We start from the raw sequence: 19683 nt of genomic DNA, 5'->3' as shown, positions 1-19683 counted from the left end.
TATAGTTTTGGGAAATTTACTCATTCTAAATGTTGTAAGTTTAATTTTGCCTACATACTCTGTTAAATTTATAATCTAGATAATTGATAAAAATGTATTTTTTTTTGCTCCTTGCTGTCTGCTTATTTTGTAGAACTAATAAATAGAGATATCGCCTAATTTAGTATAACTTTGATTTGTCATTGTCCCAACTGATAACTGAATTGCGCAGTTACGACCATAGGAGGCTAACTGTTTAGCTAGCGCACAACTCCGTTTTGCTGGCGCAAAGCTTTCCTAACGGAATGCTCCGCAAACGCTTTTCATGTCGCGAAGCGTTAAAGGAGTTGTGCGCTAGCTAAACGGCTGTCGCCGACATGAAAAACGCTGCGCGACATGTTTGCGGAGCATTCCCTATACGAAAAAACGCAGTTACGACCATAGGAGGCTAACTGATAACTGTTCAAATTCCATGACTTTTTCCAATTACCCAATGTCGTCTAAAGAAACGAGCTAAAGCTGATTCTTCTAAAGGTAAATAAATTGGTCTGCCATGAGGACAAGTACGAGGGTTTCTAGTAAGTTGCCATCTATTTAATAAACGTTGCATTTCTGGCAAACTTAAAGGAGTTCCATTTCTAATAGCACTTCGACAAGAAGTAGCTACTTTAGCAGATTCTAAATCTCCTCCTTTACTAAGTTCAATTAAAGCATCAGCACAGTCATTTCTTTTAGCTAACATTGCCGGAGCAGTACGAGCTGCCCAAAGTAAATCTCCGAAGGTTTCTACTTCTATATTTAAGCGTTGAAGTTGTTCTATTTGAGCTGAAGATAAATTATGCAAAATAATCGGAGTTTCCAAAGAAATTATTTGCCAATAATCGCATAATTTTTCATATAAAATTCTTTCATGGGCAATATGTTGTTCTATCAACCAAATTCCACTCGGATGTTCAGCTACTATATAAGTATTGTGTAATTGAGCTATCGCTTTTAATTCTATTAATCCTAATTCTCGATCTTTTTCTTCAGTATTATCTGGAGAAACTTCTATAGCTCGACGAGTTTGATAATTCCCTGTATTTTCTGAGACTTTTAAGATTTTTTCCACTCTTTCTGATAAAGGAAATTCTGGCATAATATCCGCACTAAATTGTAATGACTTACCAATTGCTAGATTGATTTGTTGTTGCCAAAATTTCAAATTATCTAGATAAATTTCTGTTTTTGCCGGATGACGATTCCAATTAATTTGATAGGGAAAAATTTGTAAATGAACAAAACAAACAGGATAGCGATCGCGAGGGCAAGTTCGAGCTAAAGAACTAATAATTGTTTGTTCTAATTCTGGGACTTTTACCACCCTCCCATTAATAGCAACCTTAACCCAATCAGGTCGTCTACGATGACATCTATCTGGCAAACCTAAGACTAATTCTAATGATTGTCTATCCAAAAATTGAGAATCTTGATATTGGGAAAAATTAAATTTTTTGATATTTAATTCTTCTGCTTCTTCCTCATCAATTTCTTGTTGAATATACTGTAAATCGCTCAATCTTACCGTCGATAAAATTTGAGGTAAAATTTGTTTTGCCGTAGCACCCGGACTAATTTGTATCCATAATTTACTACCCTGCCAAACTTGCCAAGTCACATCAGGATAACAAAGAGATATTTGCTGAATAATTAATTGTATACCTCGCATTTGTTGCGCCGGAGAAGGCATTCCGTGACGACGTACAGGCCATTTTCCAAAAAGATTAGAAACCTTAACAATATTACCAGGAGCAATAGCAACTCTTTCAGCTTCAACAGCTTTTCCTTCCTCATTATAAACAACTCGCCAACCTTCATTTTCATTCTCTGAAATAGGTGACTTAGGACGACTTAATATTTCCAAATTTGAGAGATTAGCTAAACTATGAAGTGCCTCTCCACGAAATCCTAAACTGGTAATTTTTGTCAGGTCTTGAAGATTAGTAATTTTGCTCGTACTATGAGGATTAGCAGCTTGTTTTAAATTAGCTAAATTCATACCCATTCCATTGTCAGAAATTTGTACTCGCCACTGTTCATAAATAATAGAAATTATGATGCGAGTTGCACCAGCATCCAGAGAATTTTCTACTAATTCTCGTACTACTGCTGCTAAAGAATCAATTACTTCTCCGGCGGCAATTAAGTTAACAACTTCTTTTGGTAAGGTTTGAATTTTAGATTGCATTTATATCAAGGTATTCAATAATTTATAATTGATAATGAATAATTGATAATTACCTCTACCTAAAAGGAAGAGGATTGAATAAAAGGAAAATTTTTTCTTGTTTCTCCACAGCGAGTGAGAGGCTTTAAACCTTAATTATTAGGTAACAAAAGGCTTATAAGTATGTGGAACATAAAATTAAACTTCAAGCTCAATCTCTGGAAAAAAAACTTATTCCTGCTTTACTTGAAACAGAAGTGGCCTAATCTGAAAAATTGTCTAATTTTGCTAAGGATTATTCCTCTTTATATACTTAGAATTTTATCATTTAGATCAAGTCTCGTTAATTAGCTATAATAAAAATTATATAGCTGTTGAAGCCAGAATATTTTTTAATTTACCTTAGTTGTTTGCTTCCTACTTTCTATTACCTAAATTTTTTATGATAAATAAACTCGAACAAAAGCAAAATTTATATTTACACATAGATGGGGATATACCTGAAGATTTAAAAAAAGGTACTTTAATTTCACTACAGAGAAGTACACCAATGAAAATTTATAATTTAGGGTTTCAACCAGCAAAATCAATACCAGAAATACCCCGCTGGTTTCTGCAAAAATATGCCTCTTTACCTTTCAAAATTTTAGAACCTTTTGCTGGAGCTGGTACAACAATAGCAGATGATTTGATGCTTGTCTTTGGATTAAATCAAGAAATTAAAGCTAGAAATAAACAATATTGGGGAAGAGAATTAGGAATGTGTTGGGAACGAATAGTCAAAGAAATTTGTAGGCAAACTTGTGATAATTTTAATGAAGCTATCAGAGATGGTAATGATGAATTATGTGACTTTGTAGTTGGGGTAGATGCAATTGATACAAAATATAGAATTGGTTCAGGAGATTGAGGAACTATCAAGAAATTCAGGCAGTATGCAGTTAGACTAAATACTCTAGGATATAATCCTGTTTTGCTAATACTAAGAAATGATAATTTGCCTCAAGCTATCAAGACTTGCTCTATGGCAGGTTGGCAAGTAATGTCAGGAAATAACACCTTTAATTATATAAATCAAACTACAGGATTTGATTTGAAATCATGGTTACAAAATAGAAGCAATTTATATACTATTGAGTAATTAATGTTAAAAATTTCTATCAATATCCCAAGATTTCATCAACAGTAAAAGTTACATTAGGCAAAGCTTGAATTGTCACAGTTTCACCCCTTTGAAAAGTCTGCACAATCTCATAACCATTGGCAATAGGTTGTCGGTAAACTTCCAGACATTCTTCAGTCAAATTCACCAACCAAACCTCAACAATATTATTCTCAGCATATAAAGAAATTTTTACTTCTCGATCATATTTAATTGTTGTATCGGACACTTCTATGAGAAGAAATACATCTTCCGGTTGAGGTTGTTGAGTCTCATAAAAATCTGGTCGTCGTTGCAGCAAACTTACATCTGGTTGTGGTTCAGAAGTATTATTCAATCTTACAGGATCTTGAATTCCTACAGTAACAGTTTTTGCTAAACGCAAAATGAAAAGTTCGGCAAGAGGTTTCACACAAGCTGAGTGACGAATACCCATAGGGGACATATTTATAATTTCTCCTCTGATTAGTTCTACTCGTTCATTTTCAGTAAATACTCCTGCCTCCAGCATTTTATAATACTCGTCTACAGTAAATAGTCGTCGCAATAATTCTACAGACATTATCAACTCCTTGAGAATAATTAATTATATGAATTTATTGTACAAAAATTATCAACTCCTTGTGTACTATCCAAGCATTAAACAACAACTTATACTAATTCAAACAGAAGTGAAAACTGCTATAATTTTCAAAACCTGTACTTACAGTAACAGGACTTACACAGAGCTACTACATATAAAGTTCAAAAACTATATCGTTATAGTTTTTGAACTTTATATATACGGTCTTTGCGTAAGTCCTAAGTAATAAAAAAAATATCAATATTGTTGATTTATTTTAAATATTAATAAGAAAACTTACAATTTGGTTCCGTTACTACTAATAATCCATTAAAATATCTGAATTTAGAATTAGTCTTTAAAATAAAATAAACGAGCAATGATTTCAAACTCGTCCAACTCCGAACAATCTCAGCCAGAAGGAAAACCTCCGCATCAACTAGAAGAGGAAGAAATACTACGCGATATTATGTTGAGAGGTCGGGAGTTTACCCTAGCTGATGTTATTGGTCAAGAAGGTGGTGCTTTGATGAAAGGGGAATCTCCAGTTCCCAAGCTGGTGCAGGTCAAGACTGAAATCAATACTTTGATTAACCAGAATTTGCAGGATGTCTCAGGAATTTTACAAGCAGTTTTATATAGGTGGGTTGAGGAAGATACAGCCCGAATTAGTAAACATTTAGATGCACCATTGCAAGCTTTATTGGGATTATTGAAATCCATTTTAGATAATCCCCCAATCCTTTATGAGTTAGTACGTCAAGTCGATATGCTGTGGGGAGAAATCAATAATGAGCGACCTTATTTTCAGCGTCCGGGGCAGCCACCTCATCCCGATGATGAATATACCCATGAATCAGTTTATCAACAGCTTGTTGAACTTACCTTTTGCCTCAATTCTAAGCCTGAGCAAGATTGACTTTACCTAATTATTAATTATTAATTATTAATTATTAAATAATTATGGTTTAAAGCCTCCCCTTTTAAAGGGAAAAAAAGAAATCATATTTCCTGATCTTCAATTCCCGCATTTGTTTTAACCAGAGGTAATTATCCATTATCAATTATCAATTAATGAAAGGTGTGTCTTTTGACCATTCACTAAAGATGGTGCTTTGCTTTCTGGTGCATTAGGGCGGGTTTATATAAATCTTAGAGTAAGCATGAAAATTCTAGTTAAAACCCGCCCCTACCCTTTGCACCATTTTAGCTGTGTCGGTCCAGTAGGGTGCGTTAGGTAACGTAACGCACCTTAACTGACGATTGCTCTTACCATAACTAGAAATAAAGTTAGTATTAATTTTAACTATCAAACTTTATCCTACTACTTCAGTTGCTAATACTAACTCAGAGTTTTCTATTGGAGGTGCAATTCGTTATAATTGCTAGGATAGACCACAAATTCCTAGAGCGATCGCTAAACCTTACTTAAAACTAACGCAGCATTTTGTCCCCCAAACCCAAAACTCAAACATAAAACATTTTCCACCTGAGACTCACGACCATACCTAACCAAATCTAAATCAAATTCTGCATCATTGAATCCCACACAGGGAGGTAAAACCTGATTTTCTATCGCCATTAAACAAAATGCTACCCCCAACGCTCCAGATGCTCCCAATGTATGACCAGTCGCTCCCTTTGTCGAACTAACTGCTACTCTCTGAGGAAAAATGTGCTGAATTAAATTAGCTTCGTGGCGATCGTTTAATTGAGTTGCCGTTCCATGAGCATGAACATAATCAATATCTTCAGCAGCTAAACCACTTCTTTTTAAACATTGAGCGATCGCTGACAATGCACTTTTGCCACTCAAATCTGGTGCACTACCATAACTTGCATCATTTGTCAAACCACAACCCCGAATTTGACCATAAATTTTAGCCGATCTTTGCCGTGCAAACTCAGCCGACTCCAATACCAAAATAGCTGCTCCTTCCCCCAAAACCAATCCTTCCCGACTGCGGTCAAAAGGATAAGCACCTGTTTGAGCCAAAGCCCCCATTTTTCTAAATCCTGCTATAGTAAGAGGTGTAATAGGAGATTCCACAGCACCCGCAATAACCTGTTGACATTGACCAGTTTCAATTAACTCTACAGCACGAGCGATCGCCCATATCCCCGTTGCACAAGCAGCCATTGGAGCTAGCACAGGGCCAGTTGTACCTATCTGACTCGCGGTGAAAATAGCAGGTTGATGAGGCAACAGATTAATAAACGAGCCATCATCTTGTTCCAGATTATCTTGCTGAGAATCTTGAATAAGTTGCTTTTTTGCCAACTTTTCTAGCATTCCTTGATAGCCACGACTAGAACCTATAACCACACCACATTCAGGTAGTGGAAGTGTCAAACCAGAAGATTTGACAGCAGTTTCCACAACTTGCTTAGTTAAGCTAGTTAAATCAACAGGTTGAGAATTAATCAAAGCCAAGGGAAGGGGAGGTAATTCTGCAAAAGGTTGATTTAACCCAACAGCAGACTTACCCTCAAGTAGTTTTTGCCAACTTTGATTGAGGTTTCCTAAAGCAGAAGTGATACCTATACCTGTAACTACAACTTTCACAGTTAAGTTATACCAAAAATTACTGTAGCACCTTTCATGTTGCGCAGCAAAAAGTTTTGAGTCTATAAAATCTTACTTTTGACTTTTAACTTTTAACTTCCTGTGGGTATGGTTAAATTTTCCAAACCCTCAACCACTTTAGCAGACTCAATGCGATCGCCACCTTCAATTTTATCAACAACTTCTTTCATCCCTTGTGTTACATACCCAAATACTGCATAGTTACCATTTAGGAAAGGAAGGTCAGTTAAAGCAAAATAAAATTGGGATGAAGCAGAGTCAGGAGGCTGAGAGCGTGCCATTGCCACAGCACCTCTTGTATGAGATAAAATAGGTTGCTGTTGAATACGAGCGCTTTCAAAAGTTTGGCTGTAAATTGGTTCAGTAGCTTTTTGAGGTTTAATTTCTAGAGGAATATAACGTTCCCTACCAGTTTTTGGATCGATAAAACCTCCTGTACCTAACCTACTCTCTGGAAAATTGATATCTTTACTTTGAGGATCGCCTCCTTGAACCACAAAAGGTTGAGGTTCACGCACTACCCGGTGAAAAGCCAAACCATCATAAACCCCTTTTTGAACTAGATCCACAAAATTACCTGCTGTAAGAGGTGCATTCATGCCATCTACTTCTATTGTTACAGGAGAACTATTAATAGTCATTACGACCGTTGCTTTACCATTGAGTCTAGGTAAGTCACTATAGTTAGCAGCTAATTGTGTTTGACTTGATGGAATTGGGGTAGAAACATCCGTATTAGAAACCGAGTTGGCAGTACATCCTGTAATTAAAAAAGTTGCAACTATAATTAGTGACAACAACCATTGGCTGATTTTTATTTGCATTTTCACTAAAAATTCAATCTTGGTTTTTTGAATCTAAAATCTGAATATATAGCAATCCTAAATAGTTTGTAACATTTTATCGTAGGGGTTTGGTCTCCAAACCAGAGCAAAAATTGGATTTATAAACCAAACCCCTACAGTTTTTTTTTTCACGAATCATTTAGGATTGCTATAGCAATTAGGACATTCTTACGCCTCTCAAATTTAGTTCGTGCTACGAATTTAACTTCTGACTTCTTTTATATAAGCCCTAACCGTATCTCCAGAAAATAGGTCCTGGTGGAGAAGTAATTGATAAAAAATGGGTAATAATTGATTTGATGATTGGATGAGTGGGAGATATCTAATACACCCCATCTCCCCACCATCTCTCCAGACTCCCGTACAGACGTTGCATAACAAAAATGCGTTTCATGTCGCATAGCGAAACGTCCCTACCCCTACTCCCCTACTCTCAATCTATAATTTTAAATAGATCCTTTCAGGGGTTCTATAACCCTTCCAAAGGAACTTGGAGAAACTTTGCGAGTTGAGCAGCCTCATTTTCCAATTGAGACAAGGCCAATGGCTGACCTACACGGGTAAGAGGTATTTGCCTACTATCTTTGAGGCGGAGATATATAGCTCTACGAGGATTGAGACCTTCTTTAATATCTACTTTAATCGATTGGACATTTTCCGTAGTACAATTAAATTCTACTTTACGGTTTTTACCAGGAAATCCCCAGCGAAAAATCATAATCTGGCCCTTGTCTTGGTTAAATTCATTGTAGCCACCGCCAATGTCCCAAAAAATAGTTAACCACAAAAAAATGCCATAGAGTGTACCAATAAGGCCATAAAATCCCATAGCTATTCCTTGGGGTAAGAAGTTAAGTTGGCTAGGGTCGGCAACAAGTAATAGGTTAACTTTCAGATAGCTAGAGATCCCAGATAAGAGGAAACCAATACCTCCCATACTGACAATTATGGCCCAGAAGTAATTACTTAGACGACGAGACCCAATAATTTCTTGATGCAGTAGGCCATTGCCTATTGAAGCTTGAGTAGTCATAAATCCTCTATGTTATTAACAGCCTTCGGCTGGAAGTCAGGAGTCAGGAGTCAGGAGTCAGTAGAATTTTTTGGGTGCTATAGATACGGGGAGCTAGCTCCTGGCACCGAAGCCTTATAGGGTATAAATCCCCACCGTCACCCATGGTGTCCAGAATTGGTTGGGGTTTGGAATCCCCACGAACATCTATTCTGTCTCCAGAATTTCTGTCTCCTTACTCCTTCTTCAATTCTAAATTTTAAAATTTTTTCGACTCATATACTCATATACTCATATACTCATATACTCATATAATGAGTGTCTAAAATCTAAAGTAAAGTTCAAACAAATTTAAGGTACTAGGGATAGACGATAATTGCAAAATTTATTAAATATATATATACTTATGTTAACTTGCTTAATAAAACCATTTTTTTCATCAAAGCAAGAGAATTGACTGAGTTGACATTACGTCATCAAGCTTTATTATGCGATAGTTATTCAAAGTAATGAAGCTGATAGATTTTTTCCATCTGCTAGGTACTTATTCTAGTTGGGGTCATGTAATGGATATGCTATTAAGTATCATCACCTTTGATAGCCCAGAATGTGATATATCTATAAACAGCGTATGAGATACAAGTCAAGTATCAATTTGAGATATGCGGTGGGCTTGACCGTGAATGTCTGTGGAGGTCGTGCTGCTGACAGTGGCCGTAGAAGCAGAAAGTAAAGATTAAAATGTCACTAATTGGGACGTTTTATATCAGTTTTATGAAGCAGGATATAAAATTTAGTGTCAGGAACTCTAAAGCTAAAAGCTAGGGGCGGATGACTTCCTATCCTAGGATTTACGGTCAACAGAAGACCCAGAGTTTGAGACATTTTATACCAAAAACATTTTGCTGAACAAGGCTATCCATTAGAGCTTGGATGGCTCCTAAAAATCAGCCACATCAAAAACTTTATATTCCCTGAGGAGGTTCTACTAAGTGGTAACGACACTCTCTGATTCTATGATGGGAGGCCGTGATATAGAATCCACCGGTTTTGCCTGGTGGTCTGGAAACGCCCGTCTAATTAATCTATCCGGTAAACTGCTGGGCGCTCACGTTGCTCACGCAGGTCTAATTGTATTCTGGGCTGGAGCAATGACTTTGTTTGAAGTTGCTCACTATGTACCAGAAAAGCCAATGTATGAGCAAGGCTTAATTCTAATGCCCCACGTCGCTACTATAGGCTGGGGTGTGGGTCCTGGTGGTGAAGTAACTGACATTTTTCCATTCTTTGTAGTAGGTGTTTTACACTTAATTTCATCTGCTGTTCTTGGTTTAGGCGGTATTTATCACGCTGTCCGTGGTCCAGACACTCTCGAAGAATACTCTTCTTTCTTCGGATATGACTGGAAAGATAAGAACCAGATGACTAACATCATTGGCTACCACTTAATCCTATTAGGTTGTGGTGCATTATTGTTAGTTTTCAAAGCCATGTTCTTTGGTGGTGTATATGATACATGGGCACCAGGTGGCGGTGATGTACGGGTAATTACTAACCCTACTCTTAATCCTGCTGTTATCTTCGGTTATCTGACAAAAGCACCTTTTGGTGGTGAAGGCTGGATCATCGGTGTTAACAACATGGAAGATATTATTGGTGGTCATATCTGGATCGGCCTAATTTGTATCTTTGGTGGTATTTGGCATATTTTGACTAAGCCTTTTGGTTGGGCACGTCGTGCTTTCATCTGGTCTGGAGAAGCTTATCTTTCCTACAGTTTGGGCGCTCTGTCTTTGATGGGTTTAATTGCTTCCGTTTATGTGTGGTTTAACAACACTGCTTATCCTAGCGAATTTTACGGCCCAACTAACGCTGAAGCTTCTCAGGCTCAGTCTTTTGTATTCTTAGTTCGTGACCAAAAATTAGGTGCTAATATTGGTTCTGCTCAAGGTCCTACTGGTCTTGGTAAGTACCTGATGCGCTCTCCTACTGGTGAAATCATCTTCGGTGGTGAAACAATGCGTTTCTGGGACTTCCGTGGTCCTTGGTTAGAGCCTCTTCGTGGTCCTAACGGTCTAGACTTGAACAAACTTAAGAATGATATTCAGCCTTGGCAAGTTCGTCGTGCTGCTGAGTACATGACTCATGCTCCTAATGGTTCCATCAACTCTGTAGGTGGTATCATTACTGATATTAACGGCTTCAACTATGTTAACCCTCGTGCTTGGTTAGCTGCTGCTCACTTTATTCTTGGTTTCTTCTTCTTAATTGGTCACTTATGGCACGCGGGTCGCGCTCGTGCTGCTGAGGGTGGTTTTGAGAAGGGTCTCGACCGTCAAACTGAGCCAGTGCTATCTATGCCTAACCTTGACTAATATTTAGTCACTGTATTTAGCTCGTTTATTGCTAAAATTGTTTAAAAACCTCGCCTAATTTGGGTGAGGTTTTTATTTTTTATATAGCGCTACGCGCTAGGGAATAGGGAATAGGGAATAGGGAATAGTAAACTGTCAAATGATTTTAGGATTTAGAAATGTCCTAATCTTTGCTTCGACTGCTATATAAGTTTAGAAACAGATAAATATGAAGATAGGATTACCTAATATATCTGAAAGTTTTAATCAGACTAAAGATTTTTTAGTTGAGAAAACTGATCGAGTAAAAGAGTATATTTCTGAAAAAACAGAAACAGCTAAAAATTCTGTATCTGAATTAACTAATCAATCTGTTAATAATATTAGTGAAGAGAAAAATCAAAGTATTGAAGTTATTTCTGAGACTACTAAAAGTGCTGTAAGTGGTGTTTCAGAAATAACTGCACAGACAAAAGAAGTTTTTGTTGAAAAAACTGAAAATTTGACTGAGACTGCTGCTAAGACAACTAATCAAGTAAAAGAGTATATTTCTGAAAAAACAGAAGCAGCTAAAAATTCTGTATCTGAATTAACTAATCAATCTGTTAATAATATTAGTGAAGAGAAAAATCAAAGTATTGAAGTTATTTCTGAGACTACTAAAAGTGCTGTAAGTGGTGTTTCAGAAATAACTGCACAGACAAAAGAAGTTTTTGTTGAAAAAACTGAAAATTTGACTGAGACTGCTGCTAAGACAACTAATCAAGTAAAAGAGTATATTTCTGAAAGAACAGAAGCAGCTAAAAATTCTCTATCTGAATTAACTAATCAATCAATTAATAGTATTGTTGAAGCTAAAAATAAAACTGTTGAAGTTATTTCTGAAACTACTAATAGTGCTGTAAAAGGAACAGAAGCAGCTAAAAATTCTTTGTCTGAATTAACTAATCAATCAATCAATAGTGTTGTTGAAGCTAAAAATAAAACTGTTGAAGTTATTTCTGAGACTACTAATAGTGCTGTAAGTGGTATTTCAGAAATAACTGCACAGACAAAAGAAGTTTTTGTTGAAACAACTGAAAATTTGACTGATACTGCTGCTAATACAACTAGCAAAGCTGTGGAAAGTGTAACTGAAATTGCTGACAATATGATGCAAATAAGGGAAAGCTTGAGTTATCAAATTACTGAAGTTATTCAAAATTATATTTCCCCTGCTATTACAGAATGGATTAACTCTCATCCTTTAATGGTTTGGTTATTAAACCATCCTTTAATTACATTAGTAGCTGGTTTATTCTTAATATTGATATTGTTAGGATTTTTGCAAGTAGTTAGTAATTTAGGAAAATCATTATTTTTGTTTATCTTAACTAGCCCATTCAAAGTTTTCAAGAGTATTTGGAGCTTGAGTAATAAATCTACTTCTGTAGAGGCAAAATTTACGAATAAAAAATTTTCTAAGGCAACTGATTTAGGTAAAAATTTAACATTAATGGATTCTTCTAATAAAATTTTAAATAATCGCCAGAGACTAATGCAGATTTTGACTAGGCTAGAAGAAATTAAAACTGAGCAAAATCAACTTTTAGAAGAAGCTTCAAAAATTATTAAATCTCAATCAAAATTTAAGTAAGGTTTATACTAATTTAATTTAGTTGTAGTTTATCAAAGTGAGAGTAGTAATTTCTGTTATAATTGATTCCTCACAATTTTTTTTGACTGTATATAAAGAAAAAGTTGATTTTATTCAGTAGTAAATTATTGCTAGATAAAATTATATTGACGTTAAATTATTAAGACTATATATGGTCAGTCAAAAAACAATTGATATTGTTAAATCTACAGCTCCTATTCTGAAAAAAGAAGGAAAGCAAATTACTACTCGGATGTATGAAATAATGTTTGAAAAACATCCTGAAGTTAAGTCACAATTTAATATGTCAGCTCAAGCTGATGGCTCTCAACCAGCTAAATTAGCAACTGCAGTTTATGCTTATGCTACTCATATTGATGATTTGCCTGCTTTAAAATCAGCGGTTGAAAAAATTGCTCACCGTCATGTACAAACTCATGTACAACCGGAACAATATCCAATAGTTGGAGAATGTATGTTGGAGGCGATGAAGGATGTTTTGGGAGAGAATGCAACCCCAGAAGTTATAGATGCTTGGACAGAAGCTTATCAGGTATTGGCGGAGGTTTTTATTCACCGAGAGCATGAAATATATGAGGAAGAAAGTGTTTCTTAACTGAATTTTTGTGAGTAAAAAAAAGGGAGGAAATATTAGACATCTCCAGAAAATAAATTGATCTTTATTGAGTATAAGCTAGAGTTGTAAAAATCACTCACAAAATCATTTTTCGTCTCTTTTAGGTAAAAATCTGTTCCCTGTTCCCAGTTAAGTGTTCCCTACTTTTACAAGAAATATATATCTTTTTCGGAGAAGTCTATTGAGTTTAATAATTGCGGGGGAGCGTAGTGGTGTTGGCAAAACAACTGTAACGTTGGCGTTACTAGCTTATTTAAAACGGCAACATCTCAAGGTACAATCATTTAAGGTGGGACCTGATTACATTGATCCGATGTTTCATCAGTATGTAACGGGTAAACCTTGTCGAAATTTAGACCCGGTGCTGACTTCTGAAGTTTATGTGCAACAATGCTTTGGGCGTAATATTCAGGATGTTGATTATGCTTTGGTGGAAGGGGTGATGGGTTTGTTTGATGGGGTGAGGTTTTGCGATCGCCCCTTAGAAATAGGGGAAGAAGATGATTTTAATCCCCCCTTAACCCCCTTTGTAAGGGGGGATGAAGATGATGCTCCCTTAAAAAGGGGGGAGGAAGATGATTTTAACCCCCTCTCCTTAGAAAGGGGAGGAGGCGATAAGTGCTTTCCTGATTTTGCTTCTACTGCTCATATTTCCCGGTTGCTGAATTTGCCTGTTTTGTTGGTGCTTGACTGTAGTCGGTTGTCTGCTTCTGTGGCAGCGATCGCTCATGGTTTTGTTTCTCTCGATCCTACTATTAATTTTGCTGGTTTGATACTTAACCGAGTGGGAAGCGATCGCCACTTACAACTATTGCAAAATTCTTTAAAGTGTATAAATTTACCTATACTTGGGATTTTGAGACGGCATCAAAATATTAGTATTCCTGACCGACATTTGGGTTTAGTTCCCACTGATGAAATGCCGAATTTAGATATTTTAATTAATGATTTGGTTGATTTGGCAGAAAGTTGTTTTGATTGGGAAAAATTACTGCCTATTTTAAAAGTTGAGAATGAGATTTATCAGCACCTTTTATCTACTAAGATTTGCTCTGATAAGAAAATACATTTACCGAGGTTAATTACAAATAATTTTGAGAAAAAAAAGTCAGAAATTTTAATAGGAGTGGCTCGCGATCGGGCATTTAATTTTTATTATCAAGATAACCTAGATATTCTGGAAGAGTTGGGAGCAAAAATAGTATTTTGGAGTCCGCTAAAAGATGAAAGTTTACCAGAAGGAATACAAGGTTTATATTTTGGTGGCGGATTTCCAGAAGTTTTTGCTCAACAGTTAAATGAAAATTTTCTTGTTAGAAAGACAGTTAAGAAAGCAATTATTTCGGGAATGCCAACTTATGCTGAATGTGGTGGGTTGATGTATTTATCTGAAGCAATTATTGACTTTAATAGTAAGTCTTGGGAGATGGTAGGAATTTTGCCGACTAAGGCAATAATGGGGAAAAGTTTAAAGTTAGGATATCGGCAAGCAATTACTAATATAGATACTCCCTTGTTAGCAGCAAATACACAAGTTTATGGGCACGAGTTTCATCGTTCAGAATTAACTGAAGTACCCCCAATACCTTTATATAAAATGTGGCGAGTTGATGAGAAAAAAAATCACAGTCAGGCAACTGTTGAAGGCTGGAATTTTTATCAAATTCATGCTTCTTATCTGCATCTGCATTGGGGAAATAGGGTAGAGATTCCGAGGCGGTTTATTGAGCAGGGGAGTGTAGGGACGTTGCATGCAACGTCCGTAGGGGAGAAGTCAAAATAAGAATAATTAACACCCTACTAACTAATAATTATCAAAAAAGTCATTCCATCTGTGTTAATTACTTAATAATTGAAGTTTCACCCAAGTATAGTATTCTTTTTTCACGCTTGGTATAATCAGAAAGAGACTAGAGGTAAAATTTCACATATATTTAGAGGTATAAGCAAGTCTACTTTTTTTTTATTTTGCCTTCTCATCTCTGCATATTTTTGGTAAAATTGCTAAAATAAGAAATGTTCAATATCAAATGAAAAACTAAAATGACTGTATCTGTGGAATTTATTGAAGGGTTGAATGAGAAAATTACAGAAGTTAGTCTGAGAAAACGTCGTAATTCTAATACAAAAATTGTTGTATTAATGTTTGACAACCTGCAAGCTACGGAAAGTTTTCGTTCCTTCACTAATAAAATAAATAAATTATGGTTGAAAGACGAGGAAGGAAATATTGAAGTATCTCCCAGTGGGATTAAGTTTTTGTCTGCTGATGAAAGTGATTTTTCCAAGGTAGAATGTTCTTTTGAAGTTGAATCAGAGGAAAATTTTGAGAGAGTAATGCGATTTTTGCATCGTTATGCTGAGGCAAATGGTTTTGAATTTAAGTCTAATTAAGCACCTGGTCATAATTAAAATTATTTGAGTGGGAGGAGTCAGAATGGTTTTACTAAATTGACTTGTTGTAATTATTTTAAGTTGAATTTTGCCTACCTACTTAGGCCAATATAAATAGTATCTGGTGAAAAAGTTTTTGCTGAGGAGAGGCAACAGGCAAGAGTATTTTTGAGGTTTAATAGGAGTCAAATATTTCACTATAAGAGACTTAATGTGTCAGTAAATTTAACAAAGGGGATGGTAATATTAGGGTGGTAATAATACAGAAATATTACTATTACTCACCAGAAAATAGTCATAAAATCTTGACTAAAATATAGCTAGTTATCAAACAGTGAAGACTTTTACTATTAGGCATGAATCTAAATTTATTCTATGGGTTCAAACATTAATATTTTATTGAAAAATACTCTCTAATAGTTCAACTTTTGGATTATTTTTGAACTGTTAAGCTCGTAACTGGCAAAGAGAGCAATAAATACTTTTCCTCAAAAATTTGATAAATTAAAGTTTCAGACTTGCCGAAATAAATGTTATACCAAATCTCAAAAGTGTTGCTCTACTTAGGTAGCACTTGAATTATCAAGTAATTAACACAAGCCAAATAACTTTTTTGATAATTATTAGCTAGAAGTGTGTTAATTATTCTTCTGTTTACTTCTCCCCCACTCCCCCACTCCCCTACTCCCCTGCTCTGAAATAGATAAAGTTTTTGAGAAATGGTATTATTGGTGTCGGGGTAAGTTAAGGTATAAGATTTTGAGAGTAAATTGGATAAAAATTAAAATTATAAAAGGTAGAAAAAATGAGTAAATCAATAGTAGTTAAACAACTGGTTGCCCAGGAAATTACATCACATAATTTTCAACCTTTTGGGCAAGTAATTTGGGCTGGGGAAGATGGCAAAAAATATGACCAAGATGATGCTCAATTAAGTTTAGAAAATGGTACACCAAGATTCTATATTATGCAGTTGAAGAAAAGAGGTCGAAAGTTTACAAAAATTACTCGTCATGTACAATGTACTCAATGTTTAGGTTCTCTAGAAGGAAAGGAATGGTTAATGGCAGTTGCTCCACCTTGTGTAGAAGAGACACCTAAATTAGAGGATATAATTGCTTTTAAAATTCCCGGAAATTGTTTTATTAAATTAGAGGTGGGAACCTGGCACGCAGGACCTTATTTTGAGCAAGATTTTGTGGATTTTTACAACCTGGAATTAAGTGATACAAATGTTGTGGATCATTTTACTCACGACTTTGCTAAAAGTCATAATTTAGAGTTAGAAATTGTTTGACTATAGCACGGAATAATCAACAGGTAATAGTGATACAACCTTGCATCGGCAACGGACGTAAGGGAACGCGCACTGAGATAGGTAAAAGTGGGAAAAAGATTTCTTACAAGATTTATCATTAGTATATGTTCTAACTCCTCTGACTGTTGCTATATATTTCTTAAAAAGAATTAGGAAAAAGAGTTAAATAAGTTGCATTTTTTATAGAGGTTTCGATCACACTACCTGAATTGAGAACATTGATTGATGCTTTTGACAGGAGTATACTTGCTCCTGTGTTTTATGCTGCCAACAGAACTCTCAAGTTAACCAACAATAATTGTGTCGCTCACTTTTTTGATGTTCTATAGAATTAATTTGTTTAATTTGTGGGTTCAAATTCTGATGATAATTCATGTATCTTTCTGTGCTACATTATGAAGTGCGGAATGTGGGATCTAAATATTTAACCAGCTTCAGCAATTAACAATGTTCATGTGACGAAGTGCCGATACAATTAATAATTACCCTTTCTTAAAACGGATGGGATTTACTAAAAGGAAAATTTTTGATTTATCCCCTGAAAAGGGGGAGGATTTCAACCTAAAATTATTGAATAAATAATTAATTGACTATCAACTATTAATAATTAATAATTAATAGTTGATAATTAATTATTAATTAATATTCGGTAAGTGATGGGTTTCAACTCTAGTAAAAATTAATCCTACCAATTACCAACGCCCAAATTTTCAAGTTGGGCAAAAACTTTCAGACGAAATTGCTCAAGTTGTTCTTCAGTTAAAATATTTGCCATTTGTTGGCGTGATGACTGTATGATTGCCCGCATTTGAGTTTTTTGCTTTTCAGAGAGATTTAACTGCTTAATTACTTCTAGTTTTCCTTGACTTTGTGAAGTTAAAATTTTAAATTGTTCCTGTTGTTCGGGAGTGAGAATATTTTGAATTTGAGCTTTGGTTTGTGCCCTAATTTCTTCCCACTGAGTTTTTTCTTCAGGAGTCAGATTCAAAGAGTCAAGTCGTGCAACAATTCTCTGACGAAATTGCTCAAGTTGTTCTTGAGGTAAAATATTTGCTATTTGTTGGCGTAATGACTGTATGATTTGGCGCATTTCAGTTTTTTGCTCTTCAGAAAGATTTAACTGCTTAATTGCTTCTAGTTTTCCTTGACTTTGTGAAGTTAAAATTTTAAATTGTTCCTGTTGTTCGGGAGTGAGAATATTTTGAATTTGAGCTTTAGTTTGTACCCTGATTTCTTCCCACTGAGTTTTTTGTTCGGGAGTCAGATTCAAAGTTTCAGGTTGGGCAAGAACTCTCAAAGGATTAGCAAAAAGAATGATGGTAATCATGCCAAATAATAGAGCCAAAAAACGACGTTTCATTGTGTTTATTTCCTTTTGATTGAGTGTTTTGTTTACTTATGTTCTATCTTACAAGTCGCTACTCTCAAATAACCTGAGTTCAAAGTCCTAAATTTCTCTAGGACTTTAGTCCTGGAATAGACATCTCTAGAAAAGAGGAAGCAGGCAGAAATCATCAATGATTTCTGCCTGATAATTGATTTTATTTTTGATACTGGAGATGTCTAACAATCAAGACAGACTTGAGAAGGCATACTTTGATTTTTCTTACTTTTACAGCATATTTCGGTCAAATGATGTACAGAGTAAATAGTGAAAATCTTGTAGTGCCTGCATCTTGACCGCGAGGGTTTACCTCACAGGCAACGGGAAGCGTTGTAACTTTTAAATTTTGACTTTTATTCGCGGATTCGTCTTCTAATTTGTCTTTGTTGACGAACCTGCTGTAGTTGTTCTTCAGTTAAAATATTTGCCATTTGTTGACGTGATGACTGCATGATTTCCCGCATTTGAGTTTTTTGCTGTTCAGAGAGATTTAACTGCCGAATCGCTTCTCGTTTTTTTTGACCTTGTGAAGTTAAAGTTTCCCACTCTTCCTGCTGTTCAGGAGTGAGAATATTTTGAATTTCAGCTTTGGTTTGTGTCCTAATTTCTTCCCACTCAGCTTTTTGCTCCAGAGTCAGATTCAAATTTTCAGGTTGAGCAAGAACTTTCAGAGGATTAGCAAAAATAATGGTAGCAGTAACGCCAAATAATATAGCTAAAGAACAAGGTTTCATTGTATTTATTTGCAATTATTTTGTTTGATTGAGTGTTTACTTATGTTCTATCCTACAAGTCGCTGCTCTCAAATAACCTGGGTTCAAAGTCCTAGAGAAATTTAGGACTTTAGTCCTACAGACCCCATCTATAGAACCCATTTGGGATCTATTTAAAATATAGTAGGGGAGTAGGGGAGTAGGGGAGTGGGGGAGATGGTGAAGCAAGGGGGCATTTTTCTACTCTCGATTTCCTGAATTATGACTCCTGAGGACTGACTCAAGAGCCAAAAACCCTCACCTTTGCAAAGATACTGTTAGGGCTTCTATATCTAGTTAAACGATTTGGAAACTATCAGATGTCAATGCACCTTCATGTCTGATTCTAAGTGTATCATCACCTAAGTTAAGAGTAGATAAAAAGCGATTATCCATACCATCTATAAATGGTAATGCAACGGTAGATATCTGAGCAAAGGCTTGTTCTGCGGTAACACCAAAATCTGCTGATAACTGTAGGGTATCCTCCCCAACAACAAAGTCTGTAACTAAGTCAACTTCACTCCCGGTGTTGAAGACAAAAGTATCTTCTCCATCACCACCACGAAGTCGGTCTCTTCCCGATCCACCTGTTAAGATATCATTATTATCACCACCAAAGATTCTATCGTTTCCTGCATCTCCAGTTAATATATCGTTTCCTGCATTACCAACGATGAAATCGTTTTCTGCTGTACCAGTTAGATTATCATCTTCTTCAGTACCTGGTATTTGATTGAAGAAATTAGCAAGTAGACTACCATCTCCTGGAATATCTTCTATTCCCTCAAAGTTGGAACCTATATTATTTTGTAAGGTATCAAGTAGACTACCATCTCCTGGAATGCCTTCTAT

General features: G+C 35.7%; 17 protein-coding genes and 1 pseudogene. 10 read left to right on the top strand and 8 right to left on the bottom strand.

Annotation, left to right across the window (positions count from 1 at the left end):
• Window positions 1-442 precede the first annotated feature (442 nt).
• Entirely contained in the window at window positions 443-2206 is a 1764-nt protein-coding gene (mutL, locus tag ACP6PK_RS02695) for a DNA mismatch repair endonuclease MutL (protein WP_426557533.1), read from the bottom strand.
• Between the two features lie 421 nt (window positions 2207-2627).
• Between mutL and ACP6PK_RS02690 the strand changes: the two genes are divergently transcribed.
• Window positions 2628-3095 (top strand): hypothetical protein, encoded by a 468-nt coding sequence (locus ACP6PK_RS02690; protein ID WP_426557531.1) that lies wholly within the window; start codon window positions 2628-2630, stop codon window positions 3093-3095.
• Window positions 3096-3158: 63 nt separating this feature from the next.
• A complete protein-coding gene (locus ACP6PK_RS02685; RefSeq protein ID WP_426557529.1) occupies window positions 3159-3326 on the top strand; it encodes a hypothetical protein in 168 nt (55 codons plus the stop codon).
• Between the two features lie 19 nt (window positions 3327-3345).
• Here the strand turns inward: ACP6PK_RS02685 and ACP6PK_RS02680 are convergent, their stop codons facing one another.
• Window positions 3346-3909: a Uma2 family endonuclease gene (locus ACP6PK_RS02680; protein ID WP_426557527.1), complete on the bottom strand. Its 564-nt coding sequence runs from the start codon at window positions 3907-3909 to the stop codon at window positions 3346-3348.
• A 379-nt stretch (window positions 3910-4288) separates the two neighbouring features.
• Between ACP6PK_RS02680 and ACP6PK_RS02675 the strand changes: the two genes are divergently transcribed.
• The gene (locus ACP6PK_RS02675; RefSeq protein WP_426557525.1) at window positions 4289-4828 is read left to right on the top strand and encodes a hypothetical protein; all 540 of its coding nucleotides are present in this window, start codon (window positions 4289-4291) and stop codon (window positions 4826-4828) included.
• Between the two features lie 498 nt (window positions 4829-5326).
• Here the strand turns inward: ACP6PK_RS02675 and ACP6PK_RS02670 are convergent, their stop codons facing one another.
• From ACP6PK_RS02670 to ACP6PK_RS02660, 3 genes are all read right to left on the bottom strand, one after another.
• Entirely contained in the window at window positions 5327-6475 is a 1149-nt protein-coding gene (locus ACP6PK_RS02670; protein ID WP_426557523.1) for a beta-ketoacyl-ACP synthase, read from the bottom strand.
• Between the two features lie 92 nt (window positions 6476-6567).
• The gene (locus ACP6PK_RS02665; RefSeq protein ID WP_094675212.1) at window positions 6568-7320 is read right to left on the bottom strand and encodes a peptidylprolyl isomerase; all 753 of its coding nucleotides are present in this window, start codon (window positions 7318-7320) and stop codon (window positions 6568-6570) included.
• Window positions 7321-7810: 490 nt separating this feature from the next.
• The gene (locus ACP6PK_RS02660) at window positions 7811-8374 is read right to left on the bottom strand and encodes a photosystem I assembly protein Ycf4 (RefSeq protein ID WP_426557521.1); all 564 of its coding nucleotides are present in this window, start codon (window positions 8372-8374) and stop codon (window positions 7811-7813) included.
• Window positions 8375-9201: 827 nt separating this feature from the next.
• Between ACP6PK_RS02660 and ACP6PK_RS02655 the strand changes: the two are divergent.
• The 7 genes and pseudogenes from ACP6PK_RS02655 to ACP6PK_RS02625 all read left to right on the top strand — a co-directional run.
• Window positions 9202-9365 (top strand): annotated as a pseudogene (locus ACP6PK_RS02655) (photosystem II D2 protein (photosystem q(a) protein)); the annotation flags it as partial.
• A 4-nt stretch (window positions 9366-9369) separates the two neighbouring features.
• Complete coding sequence (psbC, locus tag ACP6PK_RS02650; RefSeq protein ID WP_426557558.1) at window positions 9370-10728, top strand: photosystem II reaction center protein CP43; 1359 nt, start codon at window positions 9370-9372, stop codon at window positions 10726-10728.
• Between the two features lie 208 nt (window positions 10729-10936).
• Window positions 10937-12343, top strand: a complete 1407-nt coding sequence (locus ACP6PK_RS02645; protein ID WP_426557519.1) for a methyl-accepting chemotaxis protein — start codon at window positions 10937-10939, stop codon at window positions 12341-12343.
• A gap of 172 nt (window positions 12344-12515) precedes the next feature.
• On the top strand, window positions 12516-12959 hold the full coding sequence (locus tag ACP6PK_RS02640) for a globin domain-containing protein (RefSeq protein ID WP_094671711.1): 444 nt from the start codon (window positions 12516-12518) through the stop codon (window positions 12957-12959).
• Between the two features lie 202 nt (window positions 12960-13161).
• Complete coding sequence (locus ACP6PK_RS02635) at window positions 13162-14763, top strand: cobyrinate a,c-diamide synthase (protein WP_426557517.1); 1602 nt, start codon at window positions 13162-13164, stop codon at window positions 14761-14763.
• Between the two features lie 260 nt (window positions 14764-15023).
• Window positions 15024-15374 (top strand): photosystem II reaction center protein Psb28, encoded by a 351-nt coding sequence (psb28, locus tag ACP6PK_RS02630; protein WP_426557515.1) that lies wholly within the window; start codon window positions 15024-15026, stop codon window positions 15372-15374.
• A gap of 805 nt (window positions 15375-16179) precedes the next feature.
• Complete coding sequence (locus tag ACP6PK_RS02625; protein ID WP_426557513.1) at window positions 16180-16671, top strand: ureidoglycolate lyase; 492 nt, start codon at window positions 16180-16182, stop codon at window positions 16669-16671.
• Between the two features lie 706 nt (window positions 16672-17377).
• Here ACP6PK_RS02625 and ACP6PK_RS02620 read toward each other — a convergent pair.
• The 3 genes from ACP6PK_RS02620 to ACP6PK_RS02610 all read right to left on the bottom strand — a co-directional run.
• Window positions 17378-18052, bottom strand: coding sequence for a Spy/CpxP family protein refolding chaperone (locus ACP6PK_RS02620; RefSeq protein WP_426557511.1), 675 nt, complete (start codon window positions 18050-18052; stop codon window positions 17378-17380).
• A gap of 377 nt (window positions 18053-18429) precedes the next feature.
• The gene (locus ACP6PK_RS02615) at window positions 18430-18810 is read right to left on the bottom strand and encodes a hypothetical protein (RefSeq protein ID WP_426557509.1); all 381 of its coding nucleotides are present in this window, start codon (window positions 18808-18810) and stop codon (window positions 18430-18432) included.
• Between the two features lie 315 nt (window positions 18811-19125).
• Window positions 19126-19683 (bottom strand): calcium-binding protein (locus ACP6PK_RS02610; protein ID WP_426557507.1); only part of this gene is annotated, 558 nt, incomplete at its 5' end.

It is taken from the genome of Dapis hubbardiae BLCC-M172, from assembly GCF_050016015.1.
Lineage (GTDB): Bacteria > Cyanobacteriota > Cyanobacteriia > Cyanobacteriales > Microcoleaceae > Trichodesmium.
The sequence above is the reverse complement of the archived record's forward strand: the minus strand, read 5'-3'. Positions and strand labels throughout refer to the sequence as shown.

Bases quoted from the DNA above. Each gene is read 5' to 3' on its own strand.
- mutL (WP_426557533.1), bottom strand. From the start codon at position 2,206: ATGCAATCTAAAATTCAAACCTTACCAAAAGAAGTTGTTAACTTAATT.
- ACP6PK_RS02690 (WP_426557531.1), top strand. From the start codon at position 2,628: ATGATAAATAAACTCGAACAAAAGCAAAATTTATATTTACACATAGAT.
- ACP6PK_RS02680 (WP_426557527.1), bottom strand. From the start codon at position 3,909: ATGTCTGTAGAATTATTGCGACGACTATTTACTGTAGACGAGTATTAT.
- ACP6PK_RS02675 (WP_426557525.1), top strand. From the start codon at position 4,289: ATGATTTCAAACTCGTCCAACTCCGAACAATCTCAGCCAGAAGGAAAA.
- ACP6PK_RS02665 (WP_094675212.1), bottom strand. From the start codon at position 7,320: ATGCAAATAAAAATCAGCCAATGGTTGTTGTCACTAATTATAGTTGCA.
- ACP6PK_RS02660 (WP_426557521.1), bottom strand. From the start codon at position 8,374: ATGACTACTCAAGCTTCAATAGGCAATGGCCTACTGCATCAAGAAATT.
- psbC (WP_426557558.1), top strand. From the start codon at position 9,370: ATGATGGGAGGCCGTGATATAGAATCCACCGGTTTTGCCTGGTGGTCT.
- ACP6PK_RS02645 (WP_426557519.1), top strand. From the start codon at position 10,937: ATGAAGATAGGATTACCTAATATATCTGAAAGTTTTAATCAGACTAAA.
- ACP6PK_RS02640 (WP_094671711.1), top strand. From the start codon at position 12,516: ATGGTCAGTCAAAAAACAATTGATATTGTTAAATCTACAGCTCCTATT.
- psb28 (WP_426557515.1), top strand. From the start codon at position 15,024: ATGACTGTATCTGTGGAATTTATTGAAGGGTTGAATGAGAAAATTACA.
- ACP6PK_RS02625 (WP_426557513.1), top strand. From the start codon at position 16,180: ATGAGTAAATCAATAGTAGTTAAACAACTGGTTGCCCAGGAAATTACA.
- ACP6PK_RS02620 (WP_426557511.1), bottom strand. From the start codon at position 18,052: ATGAAACGTCGTTTTTTGGCTCTATTATTTGGCATGATTACCATCATT.
- ACP6PK_RS02615 (WP_426557509.1), bottom strand. From the start codon at position 18,810: ATGAAACCTTGTTCTTTAGCTATATTATTTGGCGTTACTGCTACCATT.